The sequence below is a fragment of the Ruegeria sp. CDSC051 genome (assembly GCF_059610665.1).
Map to the genome: position 1 here is coordinate 58,342 of NZ_JBXWOC010000004.1, position 24,930 is coordinate 83,271.

General features: G+C 56.0%; 27 protein-coding genes and 1 tRNA gene. 16 read left to right on the forward strand and 12 right to left on the reverse strand.

All coding sequences use genetic code 11. The annotated features are described in order from the left end of the window. Positions 1 to 2: 2 nt before the first annotated feature. From soxB to AC2FH0_RS10895, 7 genes are all read right to left on the reverse strand, one after another. Entirely contained in the window at positions 3 to 1,700 is a 1,698-nt protein-coding gene (gene soxB / locus AC2FH0_RS10865) for a thiosulfohydrolase SoxB (protein ID WP_496789318.1), read from the reverse strand. Between the two features lie 87 nt (positions 1,701 to 1,787). Continuing rightward, a complete protein-coding gene (gene soxA / locus AC2FH0_RS10870; RefSeq protein WP_496789319.1) occupies positions 1,788 to 2,633 on the reverse strand; it encodes a sulfur oxidation c-type cytochrome SoxA in 846 nt (281 codons plus the stop codon). A gap of 70 nt (positions 2,634 to 2,703) precedes the next feature. Beyond that, positions 2,704 to 3,033, reverse strand: coding sequence for a thiosulfate oxidation carrier complex protein SoxZ (gene soxZ / locus AC2FH0_RS10875; RefSeq protein ID WP_496789320.1), 330 nt, complete (start codon positions 3,031 to 3,033; stop codon positions 2,704 to 2,706). A gap of 34 nt (positions 3,034 to 3,067) precedes the next feature. After that, on the reverse strand, positions 3,068 to 3,484 hold the full coding sequence (gene soxY, locus AC2FH0_RS10880) for a thiosulfate oxidation carrier protein SoxY (RefSeq protein ID WP_142635846.1): 417 nt from the start codon (positions 3,482 to 3,484) through the stop codon (positions 3,068 to 3,070). A gap of 46 nt (positions 3,485 to 3,530) precedes the next feature. Next, a complete protein-coding gene (gene soxX, locus AC2FH0_RS10885) occupies positions 3,531 to 4,007 on the reverse strand; it encodes a sulfur oxidation c-type cytochrome SoxX (RefSeq protein ID WP_142635844.1) in 477 nt (158 codons plus the stop codon). Positions 4,008 to 4,138: 131 nt separating this feature from the next. Further along, positions 4,139 to 4,717 carry a thioredoxin family protein gene (locus tag AC2FH0_RS10890; protein ID WP_496691681.1) on the reverse strand — a complete coding sequence of 193 codons (579 nt, stop codon included), beginning with the start codon at positions 4,715 to 4,717 and terminating at the stop codon, positions 4,139 to 4,141. A 14-nt stretch (positions 4,718 to 4,731) separates the two neighbouring features. Further along, positions 4,732 to 5,472 (reverse strand): cytochrome c biogenesis CcdA family protein, encoded by a 741-nt coding sequence (locus AC2FH0_RS10895; protein WP_496789321.1) that lies wholly within the window; start codon positions 5,470 to 5,472, stop codon positions 4,732 to 4,734. Positions 5,473 to 5,552: 80 nt separating this feature from the next. Between AC2FH0_RS10895 and AC2FH0_RS10900 the strand changes: the two genes are divergently transcribed. From AC2FH0_RS10900 to AC2FH0_RS10915, 4 genes are all read left to right on the forward strand, one after another. Then, positions 5,553 to 5,927 carry a hypothetical protein gene (locus tag AC2FH0_RS10900; protein WP_496691683.1) on the forward strand — a complete coding sequence of 125 codons (375 nt, stop codon included), beginning with the start codon at positions 5,553 to 5,555 and terminating at the stop codon, positions 5,925 to 5,927. Positions 5,928 to 6,027: 100 nt separating this feature from the next. After that, a complete protein-coding gene (locus tag AC2FH0_RS10905) occupies positions 6,028 to 6,336 on the forward strand; it encodes an ArsR/SmtB family transcription factor (protein WP_142635976.1) in 309 nt (102 codons plus the stop codon). A gap of 41 nt (positions 6,337 to 6,377) precedes the next feature. Further along, positions 6,378 to 7,439, forward strand: a complete 1,062-nt coding sequence (locus tag AC2FH0_RS10910; RefSeq protein ID WP_496709886.1) for a YeeE/YedE family protein — start codon at positions 6,378 to 6,380, stop codon at positions 7,437 to 7,439. A 225-nt stretch (positions 7,440 to 7,664) separates the two neighbouring features. Beyond that, on the forward strand, positions 7,665 to 8,201 hold the full coding sequence (locus tag AC2FH0_RS10915; protein ID WP_496691685.1) for a bacteriocin fulvocin C-related protein: 537 nt from the start codon (positions 7,665 to 7,667) through the stop codon (positions 8,199 to 8,201). A 57-nt stretch (positions 8,202 to 8,258) separates the two neighbouring features. Here the strand turns inward: AC2FH0_RS10915 and AC2FH0_RS10920 are convergent, their stop codons facing one another. Continuing rightward, positions 8,259 to 8,780 carry a ZrgA family zinc uptake protein gene (locus AC2FH0_RS10920; RefSeq protein WP_496691686.1) on the reverse strand — a complete coding sequence of 174 codons (522 nt, stop codon included), beginning with the start codon at positions 8,778 to 8,780 and terminating at the stop codon, positions 8,259 to 8,261. A gap of 249 nt (positions 8,781 to 9,029) precedes the next feature. Here AC2FH0_RS10920 and AC2FH0_RS10925 point away from each other — a divergent pair, with 249 nt between their 5' ends. The 10 genes from AC2FH0_RS10925 (at position 9,030) to speB (ending at position 20,082) form a co-directional block, all read left to right on the forward strand. After that, positions 9,030 to 10,301 (forward strand): imelysin family protein, encoded by a 1,272-nt coding sequence (locus tag AC2FH0_RS10925; RefSeq protein WP_496691687.1) that lies wholly within the window; start codon positions 9,030 to 9,032, stop codon positions 10,299 to 10,301. A gap of 128 nt (positions 10,302 to 10,429) precedes the next feature. Continuing rightward, the gene (locus AC2FH0_RS10930) at positions 10,430 to 10,723 is read left to right on the forward strand and encodes a (2Fe-2S)-binding protein (RefSeq protein ID WP_142635828.1); all 294 of its coding nucleotides are present in this window, start codon (positions 10,430 to 10,432) and stop codon (positions 10,721 to 10,723) included. Next, positions 10,671 to 11,156, forward strand: a complete 486-nt coding sequence (bfr, locus tag AC2FH0_RS10935; RefSeq protein WP_142635826.1) for a bacterioferritin — start codon at positions 10,671 to 10,673, stop codon at positions 11,154 to 11,156. Before AC2FH0_RS10930 ends, bfr begins: the two co-directional genes overlap by 53 nt. Continuing rightward, positions 11,116 to 12,657 (forward strand): di-heme oxidoreductase family protein, encoded by a 1,542-nt coding sequence (locus AC2FH0_RS10940; RefSeq protein WP_496789323.1) that lies wholly within the window; start codon positions 11,116 to 11,118, stop codon positions 12,655 to 12,657. The genes bfr and AC2FH0_RS10940 overlap by 41 nt, the downstream gene beginning before the upstream one ends. Next, on the forward strand, positions 12,657 to 13,667 hold the full coding sequence (locus AC2FH0_RS10945; RefSeq protein ID WP_496691689.1) for an imelysin family protein: 1,011 nt from the start codon (positions 12,657 to 12,659) through the stop codon (positions 13,665 to 13,667). The genes AC2FH0_RS10940 and AC2FH0_RS10945 overlap by 1 nt, the downstream gene beginning before the upstream one ends. Before the next feature lie 3 nt (positions 13,668 to 13,670). Beyond that, positions 13,671 to 14,753: a DUF1513 domain-containing protein gene (locus AC2FH0_RS10950; protein WP_496789324.1), complete on the forward strand. Its 1,083-nt coding sequence runs from the start codon at positions 13,671 to 13,673 to the stop codon at positions 14,751 to 14,753. A gap of 99 nt (positions 14,754 to 14,852) precedes the next feature. After that, a complete protein-coding gene (gene speA, locus AC2FH0_RS10955) occupies positions 14,853 to 16,742 on the forward strand; it encodes a biosynthetic arginine decarboxylase (protein WP_496789325.1) in 1,890 nt (629 codons plus the stop codon). A gap of 21 nt (positions 16,743 to 16,763) precedes the next feature. Beyond that, complete coding sequence (locus AC2FH0_RS10960; RefSeq protein WP_496709892.1) at positions 16,764 to 17,987, forward strand: saccharopine dehydrogenase family protein; 1,224 nt, start codon at positions 16,764 to 16,766, stop codon at positions 17,985 to 17,987. Between the two features lie 86 nt (positions 17,988 to 18,073). Beyond that, positions 18,074 to 19,243, forward strand: coding sequence for a carboxynorspermidine decarboxylase (gene nspC, locus AC2FH0_RS10965; RefSeq protein WP_496700729.1), 1,170 nt, complete (start codon positions 18,074 to 18,076; stop codon positions 19,241 to 19,243). Further along, positions 19,240 to 20,082, forward strand: coding sequence for an agmatinase (speB, locus tag AC2FH0_RS10970; protein WP_496701614.1), 843 nt, complete (start codon positions 19,240 to 19,242; stop codon positions 20,080 to 20,082). Before nspC ends, speB begins: the two co-directional genes overlap by 4 nt. On the opposite strand, the gene AC2FH0_RS10975 is transcribed toward speB, so the two are convergent. From AC2FH0_RS10975 to AC2FH0_RS10985, 3 genes are all read right to left on the reverse strand, one after another. Continuing rightward, complete coding sequence (locus AC2FH0_RS10975; protein WP_496789326.1) at positions 20,079 to 20,669, reverse strand: HD domain-containing protein; 591 nt, start codon at positions 20,667 to 20,669, stop codon at positions 20,079 to 20,081. The two genes, speB and AC2FH0_RS10975, sit on opposite strands and share 4 nt — an antisense overlap. Before the next feature lie 108 nt (positions 20,670 to 20,777). After that, the gene (lptF, locus tag AC2FH0_RS10980; RefSeq protein ID WP_496700732.1) at positions 20,778 to 21,917 is read right to left on the reverse strand and encodes an LPS export ABC transporter permease LptF; all 1,140 of its coding nucleotides are present in this window, start codon (positions 21,915 to 21,917) and stop codon (positions 20,778 to 20,780) included. Positions 21,918 to 22,079: 162 nt separating this feature from the next. Continuing rightward, a complete protein-coding gene (locus AC2FH0_RS10985; RefSeq protein ID WP_496789327.1) occupies positions 22,080 to 22,562 on the reverse strand; it encodes a MarR family winged helix-turn-helix transcriptional regulator in 483 nt (160 codons plus the stop codon). Between the two features lie 78 nt (positions 22,563 to 22,640). On the opposite strand from AC2FH0_RS10985, the gene AC2FH0_RS10990 reads away from it, so the two are divergent. Then, entirely contained in the window at positions 22,641 to 23,522 is an 882-nt protein-coding gene (locus tag AC2FH0_RS10990; RefSeq protein ID WP_496789329.1) for an EamA family transporter, read from the forward strand. A 73-nt stretch (positions 23,523 to 23,595) separates the two neighbouring features. After that, positions 23,596 to 24,615 (forward strand): hypothetical protein, encoded by a 1,020-nt coding sequence (locus AC2FH0_RS10995; RefSeq protein ID WP_496691697.1) that lies wholly within the window; start codon positions 23,596 to 23,598, stop codon positions 24,613 to 24,615. 145 nt (positions 24,616 to 24,760) lie between these two features. On the opposite strand, the gene AC2FH0_RS11000 is transcribed toward AC2FH0_RS10995, so the two are convergent. Then, positions 24,761 to 24,836: transfer RNA gene (locus tag AC2FH0_RS11000), tRNA-Trp, on the reverse strand. Positions 24,837 to 24,930 lie beyond the last annotated feature (94 nt).

The following is a 24,930-nucleotide window of genomic DNA, read 5'->3' on the forward strand; positions in this document are numbered from 1 at the left end:
TCTTAAGCGCCGATTACTTCGACACTGGTGTTCTCTTGCACCGTTACGGTGCCAAGGTTGCGAACATGGTTTTCGACGACATCCCAAATCGGCGGGCCCTCGGTGCCTTCGTTGACGCTGGCCCAACCGGCCACGACATAGGACTTGGCCGGGTCGATCGCCTCACCGGTTTTCAACAGCGTCATGTCGCTGATCCTCTGCCCCTGCGGCTTGGTTACGTCGATCCGATAGCCCAGCCCGCCAACGCGGACCATGTCGCCACCCTGCTGGTAATAGGGGTCGGGATTGAACAGATTGTCGCCGACATCTTCCAGGATGACATGGATGAACTCCCCGGTCATTTCTGTGCGATAGGCGTTCGGATAGGACATCGAGGTGACGTTCCAAATATCCTCGCGCGTTATTTCCTGTCCCGGAAGGATTGACGGCCCCCAACGGACGCCGGGCGACATTGCGATATCTGCCTCACGCTCATTGATCAGAGCATCGCAGATCAGGTCATCCCAAGTGCCGTTGAAATTGCCGCGGCGGTACAGCAACGAGTCCGTTTTACCGATCACCTCACTCAGCGCCGCCTCATAAGGCGCGCGCTGATCATTTATCAGAGCAGTGATCGCAGGATCTGGTGCAATAACATCAGAGAAAATCGGGATAAGTTTGTGCTTTAGCCCCATCAACTGCCCATCGCGCACGTCGAGATCCACACGGCTGACGAATTTGCCGTTCGATCCAGAGGCGATGATATGCGTTTTACCCACCAGAACCGGCTCGGGCAGCGCGTCATGGGTGTGGCCACTGAGGATAACGTCTATCCCCTGAACACGACCCGCCATCTTCTTATCCACATCAAAGCCGTTATGGCTTAGGACAACAACGACATCGGCGCCGGCATCGCGAACTTCGTCCACCATTGCCTGCATGTTCTCATCCCGGATCCCAAACGAGTATTCGGGGAACATCCATCCCGGATTTGCAATCGGCATGTAAGGGAAGGCCTGTCCGATCACCGCAATCTTGGAACCGCCCCGATCAAAGAACTTGTAGGGTTTGAACATCTCTGCGGGTTCATCCCATTCCGCATCAAAAATGTTCTGCCCCAAGGCGGCAAAAGGCAAACCTTCGACAATCTCATTGACCCGGTCACTGCCCAACGTGAACTCCCAATGGAAAGTCATCGCATCGGGTTTCAACGCATTCATGACGTTAACCATGTCCTGACCGGCCGTCTGATAGCAGGTGTAAGAACCGTGCCAAGTATCACCCCCGTCAAGAAGCAACGCATCAGGACGGTCCGCTCGAATGGCGTTGATGACAGTTGAGACCCGATCCAAGCCACCCACCCGACCGTAGGTCTTGGCCAGTGACTCAAAATCAGTGTAGGTCAGCGCATAGGCCGACGGGCTTCCATCTTCTATCCCGTATGCCTTGCGGAACGCGGCGCCAGTAACATGCGGCATCTGTCCTCTTGCCTCGCCAATACCAAGATTGACTTCGGGTTCACGGAAATAAATTGGTTTGAGTTGCGCGTGAATGTCGGTGACATGAATCAGGCTGATATTGCCAAAGGTCTCGAACTCTAGCAGTTGATCCTGCGTTAGACTTTGCTGCGCAGCAAGCCTGGCCCAGTTGCCAAACCCGGACGCTCCGAACAGAGCCGAGGCCGCCATTGAGACCTGCAAGAAGTCACGTCGAGAAATCATCTATCAGCTTTCCTGTTACACATATATATGTGTGAATGTTATATAAGTGAAAAACCCGCTCCGGGCATTGCCCAGGCGGGTCATTCGTTATTGACGTACAGCTGGGGTTTCGACTGAAAGCCCGTTGCCACGCGAAGCGACATAGAGCTCCAGTGCCCGGAACTCGTCCGACCCTTCGGCAAAGGTTTCAGCACGTGTATCGCGAATACAACCGCGGAACCGATTGTGGCGCGAGATCAGTTTGGCCTGCTTCAAACGATAGGTAGGGAATCCATTTATCATACCCTGGCTCAAGTGATCCGCTCGGATCATATTGCCCCAGTTTTCTTCATGACAGTTGGCACAGCTCAGTTCCAACTGACCGTAGCGGGTATAATAGATTTCCTTGCCCTCTTCCCAGAATGGCGCGGCATCACCATCAATAGCAACGTTCATGGGCATCCCGCGTGACTGCAGACCGATCAATGCGACCATACCCTGCATGTCACCACCAGACCATTTCCAGGCATCGGCCTCCATGCGATCGGTACGGCACTTGTTGATCAGATCTTCCATAACCACCAGCTCGCCGCTTTCAGCATCGACCTTGGGCATGAACGCCTGCAATCCTTTGAAGCTTTCCACTCCATCATGGCACGAGGCACAACTTTCACCTGCAGCACCATCAACTGCCTCATAGAGGTCGGCTGCCTGATCGACGAAGATCATTGCCGGATTGTCAAAATCATCAATCTGCAGTGCCTGAGTTTCATCTGTGCGGAAATGCCAACCCGAATAGATCGTGTCCAAATTCTCCAGATGCGCCGAGGCCTCGGTGACCGAGGTCATATTCAGCTCGTCATTGATCACAAGATTATCTTCGTCCGGTCCAGCCATTGCTGCCATTGGGAAAGCCAGAACAGCCGCGATCGCCGTAAGTGCCTTGGTATTCATTACGTTCCTCCCTTGGTGGGCCAGCGCCAGAAATCACAACCAGCGCTAGCCTTCCTTAGTGGTCGAGCCGTCAGGCGATCTCGATCGTTTTCTTCTCGTCGTAAACTGAGCCATCATCATCGTACCAGGTGAAGACAAACTCACCGGCCTCGGGCACGGTTGCTTCGAACTGGAAGTACGGATTTGTCGAAATCGCTGGCTCCATAGTCACATCAATCACCATTTCTCCGTCAAACTCGCAGGTGAAACGGTTGATGATCGAACGCGGGATGACGTTGCCTTCTTTATCCTTGCGCTGGCCGCTTTCCATCTTGTGGCTGATCAGTGTCTTGATCGTAACAGCTTCGCCAGCAGCGGCTGTCTTTGGAACCTTGACGCGGGGCTTTACACCGGATGCCATTGGTTAATCTCCTGTTCTTCAGGGCGCGTGGCGATTAACCGCCGCAACCGCCGATTGTCACTTTTACGGTCGCGGACGCTTTGGCAAAACTGCCATCTGCCATCTTCGCCACGGCAATGACATCCTGCGTTCCGGCAAGACGGATGCGGGTTGAAGCGGCTTGTTCAGCAGCCAGCGGGCCGAAATTGAACGTTGCCACACCCGGTTCGGGGTTGCCTGCGGCCACGATCAGAATTGCAGCTGCGCCCGGAGCACTGACTTCGATTGGTACGGTGTTTCCGTTTTCCGCGATTTCCGGTGCCGTCAGTGTAACACCGCCATCAGCCACATCTGCCCCGCCTGAAAATGCGGAGATCGCATCTTCAGCAGCTGCATTCGCTCGTAGCGGCATAATTGTCAGGAACGCGGCGCCCAGCCCAAGGGCCAGAGTCTCGCGGCGAGAGAGTTCCATTTTCAATCTCCTTTGAATCTTCGAAAAGTCACGCCTGAAGGCGAGATTATTCCTCTTTAAGTGTCGCTAGAAACGCGACCACGTCCTCAATTTCCTGTGCAGTCAGGATCGTCGTTAAAGGCGCCGTTGGCGCTTTGCCGGTATAGGCATCGCCTGGACGGATATAACCGTCATCCTTGTAGAACGCCGGCATTACCGTGCCTTCGAACGTCATTTTTGCGTTTGCGACTAAACCGCGAAGCTCTGCTTCGGTCCAACGATCACCGGCGCCATCCAGCATCGGGCCAACCTCACCATGGAACGGAATATCCGCCAAAGCTGAGACCGCGTGGCATGCCACGCAATTGCCTTTGGACTTGTCGCCAACGATGAGTGCACCGTTTGCCGCGTCCCCATTAACATCGGTCAGAGAGACCTCGATTGCACCATAGTCGTCATAGGGTACGTCTTTCGGACTTGTCTCTTCGGCAAATGCGGCAACGCCCATCATAGCGGATGCCAGTGTTAAGAGTCTCAGCTTCATGATCCCTCCCATTTGCTACCGCGCCTGTGGCGCTTTGCGACCCAAAGACTTTGTGCACCGTAGTCGACGAACATGGTTCATCGCAACATCAAATTCATCATAATGAATTTTTTTATCTGTAACGTCCAATCTCACTCCTGCGAAATATTGTTTCGCTCCTGAATGCGCCGCGCGTGATACCTTTGGAAATCTTCGCCATTATCAAGTTCATATCGCTTCTGATCGACCCAGGTGAAAAGGTCTAAGGTTGTTCCCTTGGAGAATGCTCCCGGCATTACAGCAACGGCAGCATCGATGGCTGAGGCATCCTCGGGCACCTCTTCCGGCAGAAAAACAAGCGTTGGGGTAAACAGAATCCCCCATTTGCGCATCAGCGCTCTCTGCTCACTCTCTTCTCCGTCAAAATCTGTGGCCGTGGTGCTTCCATGCAAATCCAGCTGGACGACAAAAAAGTTCTCTTCGATAAACGCCGCCAGGTCGGGCTGCGGGAAAACCTCTTCGTGCATCTTTTTACAGTAGATGCAGCCCCGTTGTTCAATGAACAAAACCAACCGCTTACCTTCACCTGACGCCTCTTCAAGATCCTCGCGAAGATCTTTGAACGTATCACGCATCCACGGTGTTTTATGCAATCCATCGTCGCCCAGATCAGCAGCAGAGACTGCAGCCCCTATCATGCATGCGATCAAAACTGACAAAGTGCGTTTCATGTCTTCCTCCCGGATTAACCAATGGCCGCAAGCCAGGGCATATAGTCCAGCAACCATTGTGCGATGTGATTGATCGAGTTGGTTGCGATCAGGACCCCGAACAGGATCAACAGCCCCCCCATTGCCATTTCGATCTGCGGCAAGTGCTTCCTGAACCGCACCATCCATTGCATGAAGGGGCGAACCAAAAAGGCCGCCAGAACAAACGGTGCAGTCATTCCAACCCCGTAAACGAACAGAAGCCCCGCGCCCCGCCAAGCCGTTTCAGTTCCGGCCGCTGTAAACAGGATTGCAGCGAGCACCGGCCCAACACAGGGCGTCCAGCCAAAAGCAAATGCCAATCCAAGTACATATGCCCCAGTGAGGCTCACGTTTGATGTCTCGCCAATATCTGCACGTAACTGCCGATACAGGAACCCGATGCGAATTAACCCCAGGAAATGCAGGCCCATCGCTATGATGATGGCTGCAGCAATCCAACGCAGAATATCGAAGTATTCTCGTACCAGCTGACCAAATATCGAAGCCGTGGCCCCGAGAGCCATAAAGATGGTTATGATTCCAGCCGCAAATGCGATTGCAGCAAGCGTTGCCCGGCGGCGAACCTCGCCGGAAATGGCGGATGTCGCAGAAATCTGCTCGATCCCGACACCCGCCAGATAACTAAGGTAAAACGGCACAATTGGCAGGATGCAAGGCGACAGAAAGGACAAAAGTCCGGCGACCAAAGCTCCTGCAAAAGTAATGTCGAGCATGGTCAAACCTGTCCTGACGCGCTATTATTCACACATTCAAAATTATAAAGATATGTCACTGCGGTCAATCGGAGCTTTGGATGCGCCACCTAATCCTACGTTTGCTTGCGATCACGTTGCTTGTTTTTCCCGTGGCTTTACGGGCCGAAATGACACTTCTGATGGCAGAAGAAGATGGGTGCATGTGGTGCGCCCGCTGGGACTCCGAAATTTCAGAAATCTACCCTAAGACACCCGAAGGAAATGCAGCACCGCTTCGGCGTGTCGATATCCGCGCAGCCATGCCTGACGACATCACATTGGAACGGCCTCTCTACTACACACCAACCTTTGTTCTGTTGGACAATGGCCGAGAGGTCGGACGAATCGAAGGCTATCCCGGTGAAGATTTTTTCTGGGGTGTGTTGGGCGTTTTACTGCGTGACGCTGGGATACTAATTGAGACCTCTGGATAAACTGCAGTATATTACATAAACTGTTTTGAATGCGTGAAGCCATGAAAGCGAGGCGATCTTGTTGGACAAATCTTCGAACCTGCCTGTGTTCTCCAAGGACATGTGCGCCGAAGACATGGACAGAATGATGGAGAATGCTCAGACCGCGTCAAATTTCCTCAAGGCAATCAGCCATGAGGGGCGCCTGATGATTTTGTGTTATCTGTCGTCAGGGGAAAAATCGGTCACGCAGATGGAGGAAATGCTCTCAGCGCGTCAAGCCGCGGTATCTCAACAACTCTCCCGCTTACGCTTCGAGGGCTTGGTGAAGACACGACGCGAGGGGAAAACGATCTACTACAGATTGGCTGATGATCGTTCGACCCAAATCCTGGAAGTCGTTTACGACCTTTTCTGCAGGGAGAAGTAGAAGCCGGTCAGAAAGCCGCCAGCTTTGGGAGGAGACTGGCAATGCTCGAAGCATTGGGAGACACAAATACCGTTGCTCTGATCGGTTTGATTGGTGGCATCGTATTGGGATTGGCCGCACGCATCGGCCGTTTTTGCACGTTGGGTGCAATCGAAGACTACCTTTACGCAGATGATGACCGGCGGCTGCGCATGTGGGCAATGGCAATCGGTGTTGCGATTGTCGGCGGCCACACAGCTATGGCATTGGGGGGACTTGACCCTGTCGGAACAAGGTATCTTGCACAGACCTGGAACCCCCTCGGTTCGATCGTGGGGGGCCTCATGTTCGGGTACGGAATGGCCATCTGCGGTAACTGCGGCTATGGCGCGCTGGCAAGGCTGGGAGGTGGTGACCTTCGATCATTCGTAATTGTTTTGATCATGGGTCTTTCCGCTTACGTCGTAATGTCCGGACCCCTCGCCTATCTGCGGGTATGGATCTTTCCAGAGGAAATGGATCTCAATGGCCCCCAGAGCATTAGCTTTCTTGCCGAACGGTTGACCTCTATTCCAGCTTGGCTCATTGGCTCTGTTATCGGTGTGGCTTTGGTGTTTTTTGCTTTGGCAAGCCATCGCTTCCGCCGCACTCCGGCACAGGTGTTTTGGGGGTCTGTAGTTGGACTGGCAATCGTTTCGGGCTGGCTTGGCACGAATTGGGTTGCGACACATGGTTTCGATGGTGAGCCGGTGCAAACCCATACCTTCGCGGCACCCCTGGGTGACACTATTTTCTACCTTATGACTGCGTCCGGAAACACTTTGTCCTTTGCGGTCGGATCAGTCTCCGGCGTTCTCATTGGCGCGTTTCTGGGGTCGTGGTCTAAGGGCCATTTCCGATGGGAAGCATGCGAAGATCCACGTGAACTCAAGCGACAAATGCTGGGCGCTGCGATTATGGGTCCAGGTGCGATCATCGCGGTTGGTTGCAGCGTCGGGCAAGGTATATCTGCATTCTCACTTCTGGCCTACAGCGCGCCCGTCACATTCGTTGCAATCTTTGCAGGTGCCGCACTTGGATTGAGACAGCTTGTGTCTGGACTGTCCTTCATAACTGAGCGTTGAGTTCACAGTTCAAACCCGGTTAATTTGTGATGGTGCTGGCGACTCTGCCATCACAAAAGCAAGCCAAAACGTTCTCTTTCCGACTTCGTCCTCGATCTCGCTTCTAAGGACATACCAAGGCTTATCGAGCCCTTGCTTCAGCCTGTTCTCTGCGCCCTCAGAAGGTCGGGACAAACGCGCAAACGAAAAATGTGTTATGATGGCCCCTTAGAAAAGGGGGCTACTATGTACAATCCCGTATCATCTATCTCAAAATTTCGGATCGGCTTGTCGGCTTTGAACATCGCCGAACAGAAGTCAATTTTTGACTGCCTTCCCGCCGCTGTTCAGGCGGCAGTGTGGCAAGACCGGCTTAGTGAAGGCATTGCGGCACTGTCTGACAAGTCTCAGTGCCGATTACTTTCCGAGCTTCAGGAGTTACTCAATCCTGACTGCTACTCGGAAGACAAAGCGAACCATACGGCCACTTCTCGTCTTGATGAGTTGTCGCCTGTGATCGAGAAGGTTTTTCCAGATCACTCGGTGTTTCATAAATATACGCAGCAACTCGGCGACAATGCTTGCGATAGCCCGATTATCGAAATTGCTAAAGGCGCGCCGCCTACCTGCACTTGTTCGTCTTCGAGATCCTGTATGTGGTGGCACAATGATTGTGGGGCAATGCAGGAATGTCTTGCCGGTGGATGCAAGAAGACTAACGTTGGATGTGGGGTCCTCTGGCTTCAGACATGCGATGGCCTTTGCACTGGAAACTGGTGCTGAAGAACGCAGGAAAGCTCTACCTGTTCCGGCAGCAAAGCCTTTGCATTCTTTGCCGAATTACAGGCCTGTGTTGAGGTCTAAATCAGGCGCGTCGCGCGTCACGGTGTGACGATCAACCTTCCCGGATATGTCGATCTGAACAATCAGAGATTCAGCACGTTGAAAGCGGTCAAAATAAGGAAAGGTGACGTGGTCCAGATGCGTCATGTCCTGGCACTGCATCTGATAGTCTGCCCTGAATTCGGTATGCACATTTGATCCGTTGTCTACGACCGGTCCCAACCCTTCACCAGACAGGGTGACATTGGCCGAGACAGTGAAACACCCCGCCTCTTCAGGCAAACTGAACAGATCAAGCGGGTTAGACAATTCGGAAATGGCTCCGGCGACCGAGGCCTGATCGCCTTCGGTTTCCGCTGGGCCTTCGAACCCCAGGACGTCAAGACCGGGAACCACAAGGGAAATTGAAATCCCGGCTTCCGAAAAGGAAACCTCCAATCGACCCTGCCCATGCTCGTGCTGATTTGCAACCTGGGACTGAGGCAACGCGTTTACCGGGAAAAGCGTTAAAACAAACACTAAGAACTTCATGACCATGGAACCATCTGAAAAGAATCAACTAAGCGACTCTAAACTGAAAAAACATTCGCGCAATCGCGTCACAATACACCAAAGCCCACTAGATTTGGGTAGGAATGAGCTATTTTCACTCACAATTTACCTGACTATAAAACTCAGGTTGACTTAGTTGACTATTTCTATCAGTTAATTGGTCGAGCGTCGCATCGCGCGAACCCATTGTTATCTGACAAGAAAGACTACCCCCCAATGAATACCCCCCTGAACCTGACAAGCGCCGTGGCTCTGATGGCCGCCACCTCTGCTTTTGCAACCGAGACCCCCTCGAAAGCCGATGTTCTGAATACCTACGCCAATATCGCCGAGGCGAAGTACGATGACAGCCTGATTGCAGCCAAATCGCTGCAGCGCGCCGTGACCGCGCTGATTTCCGCGCCAAACGACGCAACACTGAATGCCGCCCGATCCGCTTGGATTGCGGCCCGCGTCCCTTATCAGCAGACCGAGGTTTATCGGTTCGGAAATGCGATCGTTGATGATTGGGAAGGTAAAGTGAACGCATGGCCCTTGGATGAGGGCTTGATCGACTATGTAGACACCACCTACGGCGGCCCGAGCGACGAAAATGAGTTCGCCGCATTGAACGTCATCGCCAACCCAAGCTTTGAACTTTCAGGCGAACCAATCGATGCCAACGAAATCACTCCGGAACTGCTGTCGGGCACCTTGCACGAAGCAGACGGGATCGAGGCCAACGTCGCCACTGGTTACCACGCGATTGAGTTCCTGTTGTGGGGCCAGGACCTGAACGGCCACGGTGAAGGCGCGGGTAGCCGTCCATGGACGGACTATGCCCAAGGTGATGCCTGCACCGGCGGCAACTGTGACCGCCGCGCCCAGTACCTTGAGGCCGTGACTGAACTGCTGGTCACCGATTTGGAATGGATGGCGACCCAATGGCAGGACGGAGGCGCGGCACGAACCGCCCTGACCGAAAATGAGAGCGCAGGAATAAGCGCGATCCTCACCGGAATGGGCTCGCTGTCCTATGGTGAGCAGGCCGGTGAGCGGATGCGTCTTGGCTTGATGTTGAACGATCCCGAGGAAGAGCATGACTGCTTCTCGGACAACACGCATAACAGCCACTACTATGATGGTCTTGGCATTCAGAACGTCTATCTGGGCAGCTACACCCGCATCGACGGAACTCCTGTCAGCGGCGCATCGCTGTCGGATCTGGTAATTGCCTCGGACCCCTCGCTGGACGCCGAGATGAAGCTGAAGCTGGCCAACACAATGCAGGCGCTGGGTCGGATCAAATCCACAGCCGAGGCCGGGTTCGCCTATGACCAGATGCTGGAACGCGGCAATGAAGGTGGCGAAGTTTTGATCATGGGCGGTGTGAACGGGCTGGTGGACCAGACCAAGACAATCGAGCGGATCGTCACCATTCTGGACGTCGATCAGATTGAGTTCGAAGGTTCTGAAAGCCTGGACAACCCGACGGCTGTTTTCCAGTAAACCTAGCGGTTCGGGGGCGGAGGACTATCCCGCCCCCAACTTATTTTCGGCTAATTGACAGTATGCCGCAGGACACGCACTTAATAACTGACTAATATAGTCAGAATACAAACCAGAGCGCCACCTCCATGATCGTCTGCCATTGCACCAAGATCACAGACACCGAGATTCATGCCGCCATCGACTGGATGCGCGTTTCCGACCCTAGGGCAGTCATAACCCCTGGCAAGATCTATCATGCCCTTGGAAAATCAGCGGATTGTGGCGGATGCATGCCGCTTTTCCTAGACACCATGCGCGCCAGCGATAATCTGGAAGTCCCCATGCAGCTTTGTGCATTACGCACCAAGGCATCACAGGAGAGTGTAGATGAAGGGCGATCCCAAAGTCATAGAATACCTCAACAAATCTCTGCGGCATGAATTGACGGCAGTCAGCCAGTATTGGCTGCATTACCGTCTGCAAGAGGATTGGGGCCTGACCCACATGGCAAAGAAAAGCCGTGAGGAAAGCATCGAAGAGATGGGTCATGCCGACAAGCTGATCGAGCGCATAATCTTTCTGGAAGGTCACCCCAACCTGCAGAAACTGGACCCGCTTCGGATTGGACAGACCCCGAAGGAAACTCTGGAATGTGATTTGGCTGCCGAGAATGATGCGCGTGCCCTGTACGTTGAGGCCCGTGAATATTGTCGAGAGGCGGGCGACTACGTCACTATGTCTCTGTTCGAGAACCTGATCAGTGACGAAGAAGGCCATATCGACTTCCTCGAAACACAGCTTGATTTGTACGAAAGGATTGGCGAAGCCAATTATGCGCAACTTAACGCATCGAAAATGGACGAAGGCGAGTAAGCTCTCGCTTGTGGCGGTGGCTGCGATTGCAGCCACCCCGATCCTGTCCGCTGAACTGCAGGATCTGCATCTCAACTTCCAACCCAGAACCGAAGATGAAAAGGCCCGGATCGCGGATGTGATCGCCGTGCCAACGGATTTCGACGCCGCGCAACGGTTCGAGGACCTGCCCGCCGGTGCCGCAACCGTAAGGGCACGTCAGGACGCAGATGCATTTTCGCAACCTTCGGGCAATCTGAAATTCGAACAGGAACTGGATTTCAAGGTCGGCAACGGGCTGTTCAAGAAAATCTGGGTGTCTTCGCCTTCCTCGACCCTGGCCTCGGACGGCTTGGGGCCATTGTACAACGCGCGCTCTTGCCAACGGTGTCACATCAAGGACGGGCGCGGCCACACACCAAATGGGCCCTATGACGGGGCTGTTTCGATGTTCCTTCGGGTCTCAATCCCCGGTGGCGGCACAATCGATGAAATCGCGGACTACATCGCCACTCAGCCCGAACCCAATTACGGCGGGCAGATGCAGGATCTGGCCCTCGCGGGCCACCCCGCCGAGTACCGGCTGGACATCACCTATGAAAACCTTCCTGTCGCGCTATCAGACGGCGAAACGGTCATTCTCCGCAGCCCGACCTATACCGCGGCGGATCTTGGATATGGCCCGCTGCACCCCGAGGCGATGCTGAGCCCGCGCGTGGCCCCACAGATGATCGGTCTGGGATTGCTTGAAGCGATTCCGGTCGCGGACCTGCTGGCAAAGGCCGACCCGGACGACGCGGATGGCGACGGCATCTCGGGCCGTCCCAACATCGTTTGGTCAGCCGAATACGACGCGCCGATGATGGGCCGGTTCGGATACAAGGCCGGGATGCCCACGATCATGGAGCAATCAGCGGCGGCTTTTGCCGGGGATATCGGGATTTCGAGCCCGCTTTTCCCTACAGCCCATGGCGATTGCACCGAATTGCAGGCGGATTGCGTCACCGCTCCCCATGGCGACAACGACGACCGCGTGTTCGAGATTGACCAGCAAGGCATGGACCTTGTGGCGTTTTACAGCCGCAATCTCGGCGTCCCAGGGCGGCGCGACATTGATGACCCGCAGGTCCTGCGCGGCAAGCAGGTGTTCTTTGATACCGGCTGTGCCTCGTGCCACACGCCGTCTTATGTCACCCACCGGATGGACGACCGGCCCGAACACAGTTTTCAGCTGATCTGGCCCTATACCGATCTGCTGTTGCACGACATGGGCGATGGTCTGGCCGACAACCGCCCCGAAGCGCGGGCGACAGGCCGGGAATGGCGCACGCCACCTCTTTGGGGTGTCGGCCTGACCGAGCAGGTCTCGGGTCATACCCAATTCCTGCATGACGGGCGGGCGCAATCGCTGCTGGAGGCCGTTCTGTGGCACGGCGGAGAGGCGCAGATGGCGCGCGACACCGTTGTCTCGATGCCCAAACCCGACCGCGACGCTTTGATCCGCTTTCTGGAGAGCCTCTGATGCGTGCCCTCGGCCTGGCCATTGCCCTTATTCTGCCCCTGTCAGCCTTGGCGCAAAATCCCAGCCAGATCCTGACAGAAGTTGTTGAAGGGCACATTCTTCCCGGATACGCACAGCTATCTGACGCAACAGCTGCGCTGGATGCGGCAGCGCAGGCGGATTGCACAGCCGCTTCACCGAACCTTCGTGCAGCCTATCACCTGGCATTCGACCGCTGGGTCACGGTAAGCCACTTGCGCTTTGGCCCCTCCGAGGTCGATGACCGCGCATTTGCGATGGCATTCTGGCCGGACACAAAAGGGTTTACACCCAAAACCCTATCCGGCCTGATTGCCACCCAAGACGCGGTGGTTGACACCCCCGAGGCTTATGCCGAGGCTTCGATCGCGGGACGCGGGTTTCTTGCACTTGAATTGATGCTATTCGACCCAGCCCTCGCGGATCAGGGCGACAGGGCCTATCGATGCGCTTTGATCCGGGCGATTGCTGCAGATATAAACCGCAATGCGAAGGCGATGGACCACGACTGGCAACCTTTCTCTGCCAACCTGACCATGCCCGGCGGAGACAGTCCTTACCGGTCTGCTGATGAGGCCATGCAGGAACTTTATAAAGCTCTGATCACCGGATTGGAATTCACTGCCGAAACACGCCTTGGGCGCCCCATGGGCACCCTAGAGCGCCCCCGCCCCAATCGGGCCGAAGCGCGCAGGTCTGAACGGTCACTACGCCAGGTCGAACTGTCATTGATCACGCTGCGCGATCTGGCCACCGGGCTGTCCGCAGATCATCCGCAGATTGCCGCTGATTTGGATAATGCGTTCGACAAGGCTATCATCCGCACGCGTGAGTTAGACGACCCTACACTGGCCGGTGTCTCGACACCTTCGGGTCGGATACGGGTCGAAGCCTTGCAGCAGATGATCAACGACATCCACACGATTGCAGCAACCGAGCTGGGCCCGACCTTGGGTATCAGTGCCGGATTCAATTCGCTGGACGGGGACTAAGCCATGACAAGCCGCCGTCAATTCCTTGCGGGCCTGGCTGCAGCTAGCCTTGCCCCAACACAAGGTTGGTCGACTGTCGGCGCGCCAGATTTCCTGGCGGCGGCGCTGTTTCCGGACGGCACCTATCGGCTGGCGGGCCTGAGTTCTGAAGGCGGTATCTTATTCTCTCTCCCCCTGCCGGCGCGCGGCCATGCCGCTGCGGCGCATCCGTCACGCGCGCAAGCCGTGGCTTTCGCTCGCCGCCCTGGCACCTTTGGCGTGGTGATCGATTGCAAGAGCGGAACCCAAACCGCACGGATGGATGCTCCCAAAGGCCGCCATTTCTATGGCCATGGCGTGTTTTCCCGGGATGGAACCCATCTGTTCACCACCGAAAACGACTATGAGGCCGGTGAGGGTGTGATTGGCGTTTGGGACTCGGAGGACTACACGCGGTTGGGCGAGTTTTCTTCGGGCGGGGTCGGGCCGCATGATATGCGGCTCATGCCGGATGGGGAAACTCTGATCATCGCAAATGGCGGCATTGAAACACATCCTGAAATGGGCCGAACCAAGCTGAATCTGCCCATCATGCAACCGCGCCTAAGTTATCTGAGTCTGTCAGGCTCGGTCCTGGAACAGATAGAGTTGCCCCGGACACTGCATAAAAATTCGATCCGACACCTTGCCGTTCGATCCGACGGTCTGGTCGGGTTTGCAATGCAATGGCAGGGCAACAAGTCAAACCACCCGCCTTTGCTGGGACTGCACAAAAGAGGCGAGGCTCCGCGCCTGCTTGCAGCCCCGGAATCGGTGCAAAGTGTCTTGCAGGGTTACGCTGGCAGCATTGCTTTTGCCGGGGACGGCAAAACCATCGCCATCACCTGCCCTCGCGGCAACAGTTTGCTCCGGTTCGACAGCTTGACCGGTCAACTTAACGACATGACCCCGCTTGAGGATGTCTGCGGCCTGGGTGCCGGGCCTTCCGGTTTTGTCTTCACCACAGGCACCGGACTGGTCGGAGCGCTTACTGCCAAGGCCCGCATTTCCGCCCGGCCGGATTGTCAGTGGGATAACCATCTGGTTCCCGTTGGTCTGCCTGTATAAATTCGGAAATACCCGTCACATAGATTACACTTGGACGAATCGAATTGCTGCCGTATTGGCGGGCGCGAAGCAGGCACCCTAGGTTAAGGACAGACTTGATTGAAACAGACGCCCGACGCACCGCATTCCATCTACGGGGTTGAGAAATGGGGCAAAGACCTCATCGAGGTGACGGAAGACGGCGAAATCGGTCTGCGCAATCCCCTTGCACCAGAGACTGCTGCAATCAGCCTGCCCGGTATTCTGCGTGATCTGGACGATCGCGGCATCAAAGCTCCGATGATCCTGCGCGTCAGCTCCTATCTGGAGCACGAGATTGTCCATATTAACGAAAGCTTTGCAGAGGCGATTGCCCGGGTTGGGTACAAAAGCAGCTATCGCGGTGTCTTTCCGATCAAGGTCAACCAACAGGCTCAGGTGGTCGACCGGATCGTCGAGTTTGGGAAGAAGTACAATTATGGCCTTGAGGCTGGCTCGAAACCGGAACTTGTGGTCGCGCTTGCCCATCGTCTGGCCAATGAGGCGCTGATCGTCTGCAACGGCGTCAAGGATGCCGAGTTTATCCAGCTGGCCATCCTCAGCCGTAAAATCGGGTTCAATACGGTGATCGTGCTGGAAAGCCCGAAAGAGGCCGACACGGTGATCGAAGTCTATAACCAACTCGGCATCGAACCGCTGATCGGCGTACGGGTTAAACTGACCAACCAGATCAGCGGAAAATGGGAAGAAAGCTCGGGCGACCGTTCCGCCTTTGGCATGAACACCGATCAACTGGTCGCCACGGTGGACAAGCTGAAGGCCGCCGGATTGCTGCACTGCCTGAAGCTGCAACACTCGCATCTTGGATCGCAGGTGCAGGACGTCAATGACGTGCGCCGCGCCGTGGGTGAGGCCTGCCGATACTATACCGAACTGACCCGCGAAGGCGTACCGCTGACCCATCTGGACTTGGGTGGCGGCATGGGCGTGGACTACACGGGCGAAAAGAAAGCCGCCGAAAACTCGATCAACTACACGGTCGAAGAATACTGCGCCAACGTGGTCGAAACCGTCGCCTATGCCATGGATGAAGCCGAGGTCGAGCACCCCACATTGGTCACCGAAAGCGGGCGCGCTATCGTTGCGACCTCATCCATGCTGGTGTTCAACGTGCTGGAAAGCACGCTTTATGACGCGCCGGATGGGCCGGAAGTCGAGGCGGATGACCATCATCTGGTGTCAGACCTTGCAGCTGTGCACGGATACCTCTCCAGCGACCGGTTGCAAGAGTGCTGGAACGATGCCACCTTCTATCGCAACGAGCTGCGCGCCCTGTTCCGCCGCGGATATATCGACCTGCGCCAGATGGCGCGCGCCGAACGCATTTATCTGTCATTGATGGCCCGCCTCAAGGCGTTGGCTGCCAGCGATGAGCTCGACACGGATGTCGACGAACAGTTGGAAAAAGTGGCTGATATCTATCACTGCAATTTCTCGCTGTTCCAATCGCTGCCCGACGTCTGGGCCATTGACCAGCTACACCCGATTGTGCCGCTGCAGGGTCTGAACGATACGCCCGACCGCCGCGCTGTGCTGTCCGATATCACTTGCGACAGCGACGGCAAGATCGACCGGTTTATTCTGGCCGAAGGTGTCTCGCCCAGCCTGCCGGTACATTCCCTGCCCGAGAATGACGAATACTTCATGGGCGTCTTCTTTGTTGGTGCTTATCAGGAAACGCTAGGCGATCTGCACAACCTGTTCGGCGACACCAACGTGGTTACCATCGACCTGCGCTCCGATGGCGGTTTCGATCTGCTGCACGAGCAAGAGGGCGACACCATTGGTCAGGTCCTGTCCTATGTCGAGTTTGATCCGGCCGACTGTGTCGCCGCCTTCCGCAAAATGGTGGACGAGGCGATCTCGACCGGTACTCTGCTGGCCAAAGACCGCAAAACCCTGATGAGCGCATATCGCGACTCGATCAATGGCTACACCTATTACGAATAACCCCCGAGAGGAGATGACCCCATGGGAACTTTGAGTGGCAAAACGCTGGTTGTCGGCGCGGGCGGCGTCTCTCACGCTGCGGTGCACAAGATGGCGATGAATTCGGACATCTTCACTGAAATCACGCTGGCCAGCCGCACCAAGTCGAAATGCGACGCCATTGCCAAGGCCGTGAAAGAGCGTGTGGGCGTTGATATCGCTACTGCGGAGCTGGACGCTTATAAGGTCGCGGACACGGTCAAACTGATCAAGGACACCGGTGCCGAGGTCCTCGTGAACCTGGCCCTGCCCTATCAGGACCTCGTGCTGATGGACGCGTGCCTTGAGGCGGGCATCCACTACATCGACACCGCGAATTACGAGCCCGAGGACGAAGCCAAGTTCGAGTATCACTGGCAATGGGCCTATCAGGATCGGTTCAAACAGGCGGGACTGACCGCCATCCTCGGTTCGGGCTTTGATCCGGGCGTAACGTCTGTCTTTGCGACGTGGTTGAGAAAACACAAGCTGGATACGATCCGCCAGATCGACGTGCTGGACGCCAATGGCGGCAGCAACGATCAGGAATTCGCCACCAACTTCAACCCCGAGATCAACCTGCGTGAGGTTCTCGCCGAGGTGCGCCACTGGGAAGGCGGCGAATGGAAACACTCCCCCGCCATGACCCATAAGGTCGAGTTTGACTTCCCCGCCATCGGCCCCAAAAACATGTACCTGATGTATCACGAGGAGCTGGAGAGCCTCTCCACCCACTTCCCCGAGATTGAGCGTGCCCGCTTCTGGATGACCTTCGGCGACGCCTACATCACCCACGCCAAGGTGTTGGAGAATGTCGGCATGACCCGCATCGACCCGGTGATGCACGACGGTAAAGAGATCATCCCGATCCAGTTCCTGAAAACCCTACTGCCCGATCCCGGCGATCTGGGTGCCGAAACCAAGGGCAAGGCCTGTATCGGCGATATCGCCACGGGTCAGGCCAAGGATGGCTCGGGCGAGAAAACCTATTACATCTATAACATCTGCGACCACGAGGAATGCTACGCCGAGGTCGGCAGCCAAGCGGTTAGCTATACTACTGGCGTTCCGGCTATGATCGGTGCCGCGCAGGTGCTCAAAGGCAACTGGACCGCGCCAGGAGTGTGGAACATGGAACAGCTCGACCCGGATGATTTCATGGACATGCTGAATGAACATGGTCTGCCATGGCAGGTCCACGAACTAGACGGCCCGGTCGAGTTCTGATCCGCAAAGCTTCATCTGGCCCTAAATACCTCGGGGGGTCCGGGGGGCAGCGCCCCCCGCCCTCTCCAAATTCGGAGACGCCTGATATGTCCGACATGATGACCACACAAGCAGGCGATGCCGGTGCTTTCCGCAATTTCGACCTCACCCGCGTGCCGACCCCGTGCTTTGTGGTCGACGAAAAAGCAATTGAGAAAAATCTGGCGATCCTGTCCGATGTCGGCAGCAGGTCCGGTGCACATGTCCTCAGCGCGCTCAAAGCGTTCTCGATGTTCTCGCTGGCCCCCTTGGTCCGCCAACACCTTGGCGGCACCTGCGCCAGCGGTATCTATGAAGCCCGTCTAGGCCGCGAAGAATATGGCGGTGAGGTCGCCACTTACTGCGCCGGGTACAAAGACGCTGACATCGATGAAATCCTGTCACTGTCCGACCACATCATCTTCAACTCACCCGCACAAAAGGACCGGTTCCTGACCAAAGCACAGGCCGCCAAAGTTCAGGTCGGCCTGCGCATCAATCCCGAACACTCCGAAGGTGAAATCCCTAAATACGATCCCTGCGCGCCGTGTTCGCGTCTGGGCACGCCAGTCAGCCATCTAAGCGCTGAAATCATGGCCGGGGTCGATGGCTTGCATATGCACACCCTCTGCGAACAAGGGTTCGAGCCCTTGCGACGCACCTGGGAAGCCGTTGCACCAAAACTCGCCCCGTTCCTGGGTCATCTCAAATGGCTGAACTTCGGCGGTGGCCACCATATCACCCGTGACGACTATGATCGTGATGGGTTGATCGCGTTCATCAAGGCGATCCGCGAAACCCATGACGTCGACGTCTATCTTGAACCCGGCGAGGCTGTGGCACTGGATGCGGGCATTCTGGTGGGCGAAATTCTCGACCTGCCGACCAATGGCATGACCCTTGCGATCACCGACATTTCGGCCACCTGCCACATGCCGGACGTGATCGAAGCCCCCTATCGCCCGGCCCTGATGGACGAGGCCGAGGCAGGCCATACCTACCGTCTGGGCGGCCCGTCCTGTCTGGCGGGGGATGTGATCGGCGACTATACGTGGGACAAACCGCTTGAGATCGGCCAACGCTTTGCCTTCCTAGATCAGGCGCATTATTCGATGGTCAAGACCAACACCTTCAACGGTGTCCCCCTGCCCACAATCGCCCTGTGGAACAGCGAAACCGACGCGTTGAAAATTATCAAACAGTTCGGCTATGACGACTTTAAAGAGAGGCTCTCATGAGCGTTTTCCTCGACAGTGAATTGACCACATCGGAACGGACCGAAAACGCCCGGTTTCGTGTAATCCCAGTACCGCTGGAGCGCACGGTATCCTACGGCTCGGGTACAGCCGGTGGCCCGGCGGCGATCATCGAGGCCAGCAACGAGCTGGAGCGCATCACTGGCCTTGCCGAGCCTTGCACAGCGGGTATTTTCACTGAGGAACCTTTGAACTGTGACGGCCCTATGCCTGCAGTGATGGAACGCCTTGCCCTGCGCACCGAAGCCGCCATTCGCGCTGGTAAAGTGCCGGTTACTCTGGGCGGTGAGCATTCTCTGAGCTACGGTGCGGTGATGGGTGTGGCCCGCGCGTTGAACCAACCGATCGGGATCGTCCAGATTGATGCGCATGCGGACCTGCGCAACACGTATCAGGGTGAAAAGCACAGCCATGCCTCGGTCATGCATCTACTGGCCGAAGAAGGCGTCCGACTGGCCCAATTCGGCGTCCGGGCCTTTTCGACCGAAGAGGCGCAGAGCCGGGTGAAGAACAGCGTGTTCCACATTGATGCCGAGGAGCTGGTCACCGGTAACATCAACGCGGTCGATCTGCCCAAGGATTTCCCCGAACTGGTCTATGTCAGCTTTGATGTCGACGGGCTGGACCCTTCGCAAATGCCGGCCACAGGAACACCCGTGCCCGGCGGCTTGGGCTATTATCAGGCGCTGCAACTGGTCGAGCATGCCCTTCGGGGGCGCAAATGCGTGGGGTTCGACGTGGTCGAGCTGGCCCCGGACGGCAATGCCGCCTGGGACTTTACCGCCGCACAGATCGTCTACCGTCTGATGGCCGCCTGCTAACCTTCGGCGGTTTCGTTCAACTCCATATGCCCCTCGCCGCGGCTTAGGACACGGCGCAGCATCGGCTCGAAGAACTCCAACGGTTTGGTCGGGTAATCCGGATCGAACGCCTTTTGGTCGTATTCATGGCAGAAATAGCGGCATTCCTCCCAATAAGGACTGTCGCGGTACTTGTCTCGGGCGTTGCGGTCTCCGCCCAGGTGGTGATTGTAGTAATAGCCCAGGAACACGCAGTGATGTTTGAGGATCCAATGGGTTTTCTGGCTGACATAGGGCTTCATCATCGCCGCTGACAGCTCTCCATGGTTATAGGGAGACAGGATATCGCCGGTGTCGTGGATCAGCGCTGCGACGACCAGCTCTTCTTCCGCCCCATCCTCATAGGCGCGCGTCGCGGCCTGCAGGCTGTGCTGATAGCGGTTCACGGGATAGGGCGTCCAATCCTCGTCCAGCGAACGGATCGCATCCAGTATCCTGTCCGGCAACGCGGCGTTATAGGCCTCTTCGTATTCCATGACGGCGTCCCAATCGGCCTTGGTCGCCTCTTCAAAGCTGGTCCAGGTGGGTTTGTGGGTTTTGTCCAGCATGGACCGGTCCTTTTGACTGATCATCCAACCGCAGCCTAACGCAGAAAACCTGAGCGAAAAAACGAATTAGCTTGGCCGAAGAACATTGCGCCGAAATGCGCCGTAACTTCAGGCTTGGGACAATGCCTGCGAGTGTTTTCTTGCGCGCACGCGCAGAAGCGGACGACCTGCAATCAAAAGAAACAGGCACGAGATCAATATGCCCATGACAGCAGGCAAATAGAGCAATAGCCACAATTTCGGGTCTTCGATCACCAACGGGGACACAAAGCCGCGCATACCTTCCAAAAGGACCAGAATTATGAATGCTCCAAAAATCTGTGGCCACAGGCCAAATCTGGAAAAGCTGCCCAACATAAGGGTTGCATAGCCCGCCATTGCGACCGCGATACAAATGGTGATCCATGAAAATCGCTGATGCAGCTCGTCGATCAACGCGCCCTCAGTGAACCCTTCTGCTGCCGCAATCGCAGCCCGGTCGCGCAACAGCTCTGCGGTGGGAATGGCCTCGAGGCTTCGCTCGGCCGTGTTGTCGGTACTCGTCAATTCTGAGATGTCATAGGACGCGTCCTGAAACAGTGTAGACGACAGGGTACGTCCCTGCCGGTCCTGACGCAGGGCAACCCCGTCAACCATCACCAGATGAATGCCCGAGCCGTTATTGACCAGATAAGCTGTTTGGCTGGAATAGCTGACCGGGCTGGTTTTATCCCGCCGGTCCGAAACAAAAACTTCGCGCAAAGTCCCGTCCTGATCAATCCCCCCAATATAGACGGTCACGTCACTTGCAGGATGCAGGAATTCGCCTTCATTCAATAACTGCGCTGTGACGTCACCCGCCACTTCGGCCTGCCGTTTTTCCAGTAGATCGACCGAGGCCGGGCGCAGGAAAACACTGATCGAGGCCATCATCAGACCAGCAACAAGACCGAACAGAACCACAGCGCGAGCCAGCCGCCACGGGCTGGAACCTGTGGCCAGCATCACCGTAAGCTCGCTTTCACGGCTCAGGCGGTTGGTGGCATAGACGGCCGCTGCGAACACGGCCATGGGCATCACCGTACGGATCAGCGTCGGCAAAGTAAGAGCGGTAAATTCAAGAAACACCATGGCCGATTGACCACCGCTGATGACACGGTCAAACAGGCTGACCGAGCGGGTGATCCAGAAAACCCCCACCAGAATCAGAGTGAAAAAGCCGAACAGAATCAGCAGTTGCCGCAGGAAATATCCATCGAAGCGCGACATGTATCCTCATCCGGCTACCTGAAATTCGTTTGAACAATATGCCAATCCCCTGACCGAGGAAACCGCATAGCCCAAGAATTATAGAATTTGAGCCGTGCGCACTAAAACGGCTTATGCCACATCGGAATTGGCACCCCGGTCCAGAATGCTTACCTGCCTGGATCAGTCCAGCGTTTCAGACAACGATCTGAGCAGGTGATTGAGCTGATCGCGCTGTTGCAGGGACAAACCCTGAACCAGGCGCTGCTGAGTCTCTACATGATCCGAAACGGCGGCCTCGATCGCTTTGAACCCATTTTGGGTAAGACGGATCAGGAAGCCCCGGCCATCCTCAGGGTTTTGCACTCTTTCGACCATCCCCACCTTAACCAGTTGATCGACGCGATTCGTCATTGTGCCGGACGTCACCATTGTAAGCTCCAAAAGCTCGCCAGGTGAAAGACCCTCTGGCTTGCCAGACCTTCGCAACGTGGCAAGGACATCAAAGCTGGCAGCGTTCATGCCATGAAGAGCCCAAGTATGCTCCATCGCCCTTCGCAACTGAACCGCCAACCGCGTCAGTCGACCAACGGTTTCCATCGGCCCCACATCCAGGTCGGGCCGGGCACTGTTCCACTGCGCGATAATTCGCTCCACATGATCCATGAGTTCTGGCTAGCCCAACTTTATCTTGACGTCAAGATTTTGCAATATATCTTGACGTCAAGATAAAGGGGAATCGCCATGAGACACCAAACCGACATCGCCCTAACTGCTGTTGCCCCTTTGATCTGGGGTAGCACCTATTATGTTACGACCGAATTTTTGCCCGTCGGATATCCGATCACGATGGCCGCGCTGCGTGCGCTGCCTGCCGGACTGCTGCTGCTAGTTTTGTCCCGTCAACTTCCAACAGGTCATTGGTGGGGCCGCATATTCATTCTGGGCGCGCTCAATTTCACCGTGTTCTGGACCCTGCTTTTCGTCGCGGCTTACAGGCTCCCCGGTGGGGTCGCAGCCACTGTCGGCGCGGTACAACCTCTTATTGTAGTCTTCCTGTCGGCATTTCTGCTGAACACCCCGGTTGGGCTGAGATCGGTCGGCGCAGCGCTGCTGGGGGTGATCGGCGTCGGGTGCCTTGTCCTCGGAACAGCTATCAATCTTGATACGGTTGGCCTGATCGCTGGACTGGGTGGCGCCCTTTCGATGGGGGCAGGAACTGTCCTGACGCGCAAATGGCAACCGCCAGTGCCGCTGCTGACATTTACCGCTTGGCAACTAACCGCCGGCGGGCTGTTGCTGGTGCCGCTTGCACTGATATTTGAGCCCGCCTTACCAGCGCTTGAAACAAACAGCCTTCTCGGAATTGGATATCTGAGCGTCATCGGGGCTGCCCTGACCTATATCCTGTGGTTCCGAGGCTTCGCCCGGATCGAACCCTCTGCGGTCTCGGCACTTGGCTTTCTCAGCCCGTTATCCGCCGTAATGATTGGTTGGGTCATGCTTGGGCAAAACTTGACCTTTGTGCAGATCGCCGGTGTCTGTATCGTACTTCTGGCGGTCTGGCTGGGGCAAATGGGCAAGCGTACCGGCCGTTCGATTGTCACCATCAGAAAGCCCGCCTGAAACTCCAGGCATCGATGTACGAGTTTTGTGCTAAACTGTGTGCTGTGCAACGCCCCGGCAAGAAAGGTATCACGTGTCAAAAAGCCGAGTAAAACCGCGCTATTTTGCCATCGCCCTGCTGCCGGTATGTGTTTTCGCAATCCATAAACTGATCCAGAACCAAATGATCGCCAATGAACTGGACGTTCCAGTGAACTTTGTGTTGAGCGGTAGCTCTTGGCAGGAAGCCGTTGGTCGGTTTCGGTTTCTTGCCGCGTCCTGGTTCTTTTTATCGCTGGCCTTGTTGCCCGTGGCAGTCTTGTTCCGGACCCTGTCACGCCCGATCGAAAAAAACACCCGGATCGCGGCAATCGCGATTGTAGTCGCCATCGTGTTTCTGGCTCTCGTGCCGACCATTCAAAAGCATATGACCGACCAAAGCCCGCAGATTTACCACCAGATCGGCAAAGCCGTTTTTGAAACAGCATTGTCGCAAGGCACCTTACCGGCATGTTCCGGTTCGGAAGATAGCTGGATGTTTGGGAAATGCGGGCAGGCCCCTGTTCTTTCGCTGTTCAACCGTATTCTGGACCTGGTGAATGCAATGGCCGGCCTTGCGATCGGGTCGCTGATTGTCGGAATGATATTGTGTCTTGGTCGGCATGAATCTCAGGACATCGAAGCAACCGCAGCTGAGCTGGCGCAAAACCTGCGGCAGATGCGGCAGCAGCTCTACCTGTCCAGTCTGGTGCTGACCTTCGGCATGTTCTTTGCCGCAAGCTGGATGTACTGGCCCTTGCCCATGATCGCTGAATCAGAAAGGGCCGCCTATAGCGCATTGCTCAACGCATCGGCCTTGTTCACCGGCACATATTTTTGCTTGCTAATGCTCAGCTACTTTCTTCCCGTGGCAGTCCTTCTGGACGGAAGAATTTCTAACCTCGCTTTGGCTGCCCGAAATCAGGGCGGCACAGACCAGGCATTCGACATTGATGACTGGAGATCGTCGCATAAGCTGACAGAAGGCACAGGTGACATCATCCGCGCCGGCTTCGCCCTGACGGCCCCAATCTTGGCCGCTTTTGCCGGTGGCATATCACCGATTTTGGGTTAGACCGTGATTTGTTGAGCAACCAGAACGCGGTTTATCGCATCGGTCGAATGCTCTGCTGGTCCAAGTTGTAACAGCTAGGCTGCGCAAAGGGTCACTCGTGTCCCATTCCGCCCAAGCTGGCACAAACTTCTGGCAATGGAGAGAATGGCAGGGGCAGCAGGGTTCGAACCCGCGACCTACGGTTTTGGAGACCGTCGCTCTACCAACTGAGCTATACCCCTAAGGTCCGCCTCAAATATGCCAGCCGCGCGGCGGACTCAAGAGGCTTTTTCAGATTCCTCCTCAGTTATGCGCACGACAAACAAGTTGCGTATG

Coding starts and splice junctions, on each gene's coding strand:
- soxB (WP_496789318.1), bottom strand. CDS start 1,700: ATGATTTCTCGACGTGACTTCTTGCAGGTCTCAATGGCGGCCTCGGCT.
- soxA (WP_496789319.1), bottom strand. CDS start 2,633: ATGAATACCAAGGCACTTACGGCGATCGCGGCTGTTCTGGCTTTCCCA.
- soxZ (WP_496789320.1), bottom strand. CDS start 3,033: ATGGCATCCGGTGTAAAGCCCCGCGTCAAGGTTCCAAAGACAGCCGCT.
- soxY (WP_142635846.1), bottom strand. CDS start 3,484: ATGGAACTCTCTCGCCGCGAGACTCTGGCCCTTGGGCTGGGCGCCGCG.
- soxX (WP_142635844.1), bottom strand. CDS start 4,007: ATGAAGCTGAGACTCTTAACACTGGCATCCGCTATGATGGGCGTTGCC.
- AC2FH0_RS10890 (WP_496691681.1), bottom strand. CDS start 4,717: ATGAAACGCACTTTGTCAGTTTTGATCGCATGCATGATAGGGGCTGCA.
- AC2FH0_RS10895 (WP_496789321.1), bottom strand. CDS start 5,472: ATGCTCGACATTACTTTTGCAGGAGCTTTGGTCGCCGGACTTTTGTCC.
- AC2FH0_RS10900 (WP_496691683.1), top strand. CDS start 5,553: ATGCGCCACCTAATCCTACGTTTGCTTGCGATCACGTTGCTTGTTTTT.
- AC2FH0_RS10905 (WP_142635976.1), top strand. CDS start 6,028: ATGTGCGCCGAAGACATGGACAGAATGATGGAGAATGCTCAGACCGCG.
- AC2FH0_RS10910 (WP_496709886.1), top strand. CDS start 6,378: ATGCTCGAAGCATTGGGAGACACAAATACCGTTGCTCTGATCGGTTTG.
- AC2FH0_RS10915 (WP_496691685.1), top strand. CDS start 7,665: ATGTACAATCCCGTATCATCTATCTCAAAATTTCGGATCGGCTTGTCG.
- AC2FH0_RS10925 (WP_496691687.1), top strand. CDS start 9,030: ATGAATACCCCCCTGAACCTGACAAGCGCCGTGGCTCTGATGGCCGCC.
- AC2FH0_RS10930 (WP_142635828.1), top strand. CDS start 10,430: ATGATCGTCTGCCATTGCACCAAGATCACAGACACCGAGATTCATGCC.
- bfr (WP_142635826.1), top strand. CDS start 10,671: ATGAAGGGCGATCCCAAAGTCATAGAATACCTCAACAAATCTCTGCGG.
- AC2FH0_RS10940 (WP_496789323.1), top strand. CDS start 11,116: ATGCGCAACTTAACGCATCGAAAATGGACGAAGGCGAGTAAGCTCTCG.
- AC2FH0_RS10945 (WP_496691689.1), top strand. CDS start 12,657: ATGCGTGCCCTCGGCCTGGCCATTGCCCTTATTCTGCCCCTGTCAGCC.
- AC2FH0_RS10950 (WP_496789324.1), top strand. CDS start 13,671: ATGACAAGCCGCCGTCAATTCCTTGCGGGCCTGGCTGCAGCTAGCCTT.
- AC2FH0_RS10960 (WP_496709892.1), top strand. CDS start 16,764: ATGGGAACTTTGAGTGGCAAAACGCTGGTTGTCGGCGCGGGCGGCGTC.
- nspC (WP_496700729.1), top strand. CDS start 18,074: ATGTCCGACATGATGACCACACAAGCAGGCGATGCCGGTGCTTTCCGC.
- speB (WP_496701614.1), top strand. CDS start 19,240: ATGAGCGTTTTCCTCGACAGTGAATTGACCACATCGGAACGGACCGAA.
- AC2FH0_RS10975 (WP_496789326.1), bottom strand. CDS start 20,669: ATGCTGGACAAAACCCACAAACCCACCTGGACCAGCTTTGAAGAGGCG.
- lptF (WP_496700732.1), bottom strand. CDS start 21,917: ATGTCGCGCTTCGATGGATATTTCCTGCGGCAACTGCTGATTCTGTTC.
- AC2FH0_RS10985 (WP_496789327.1), bottom strand. CDS start 22,562: ATGGATCATGTGGAGCGAATTATCGCGCAGTGGAACAGTGCCCGGCCC.
- AC2FH0_RS10990 (WP_496789329.1), top strand. CDS start 22,641: ATGAGACACCAAACCGACATCGCCCTAACTGCTGTTGCCCCTTTGATC.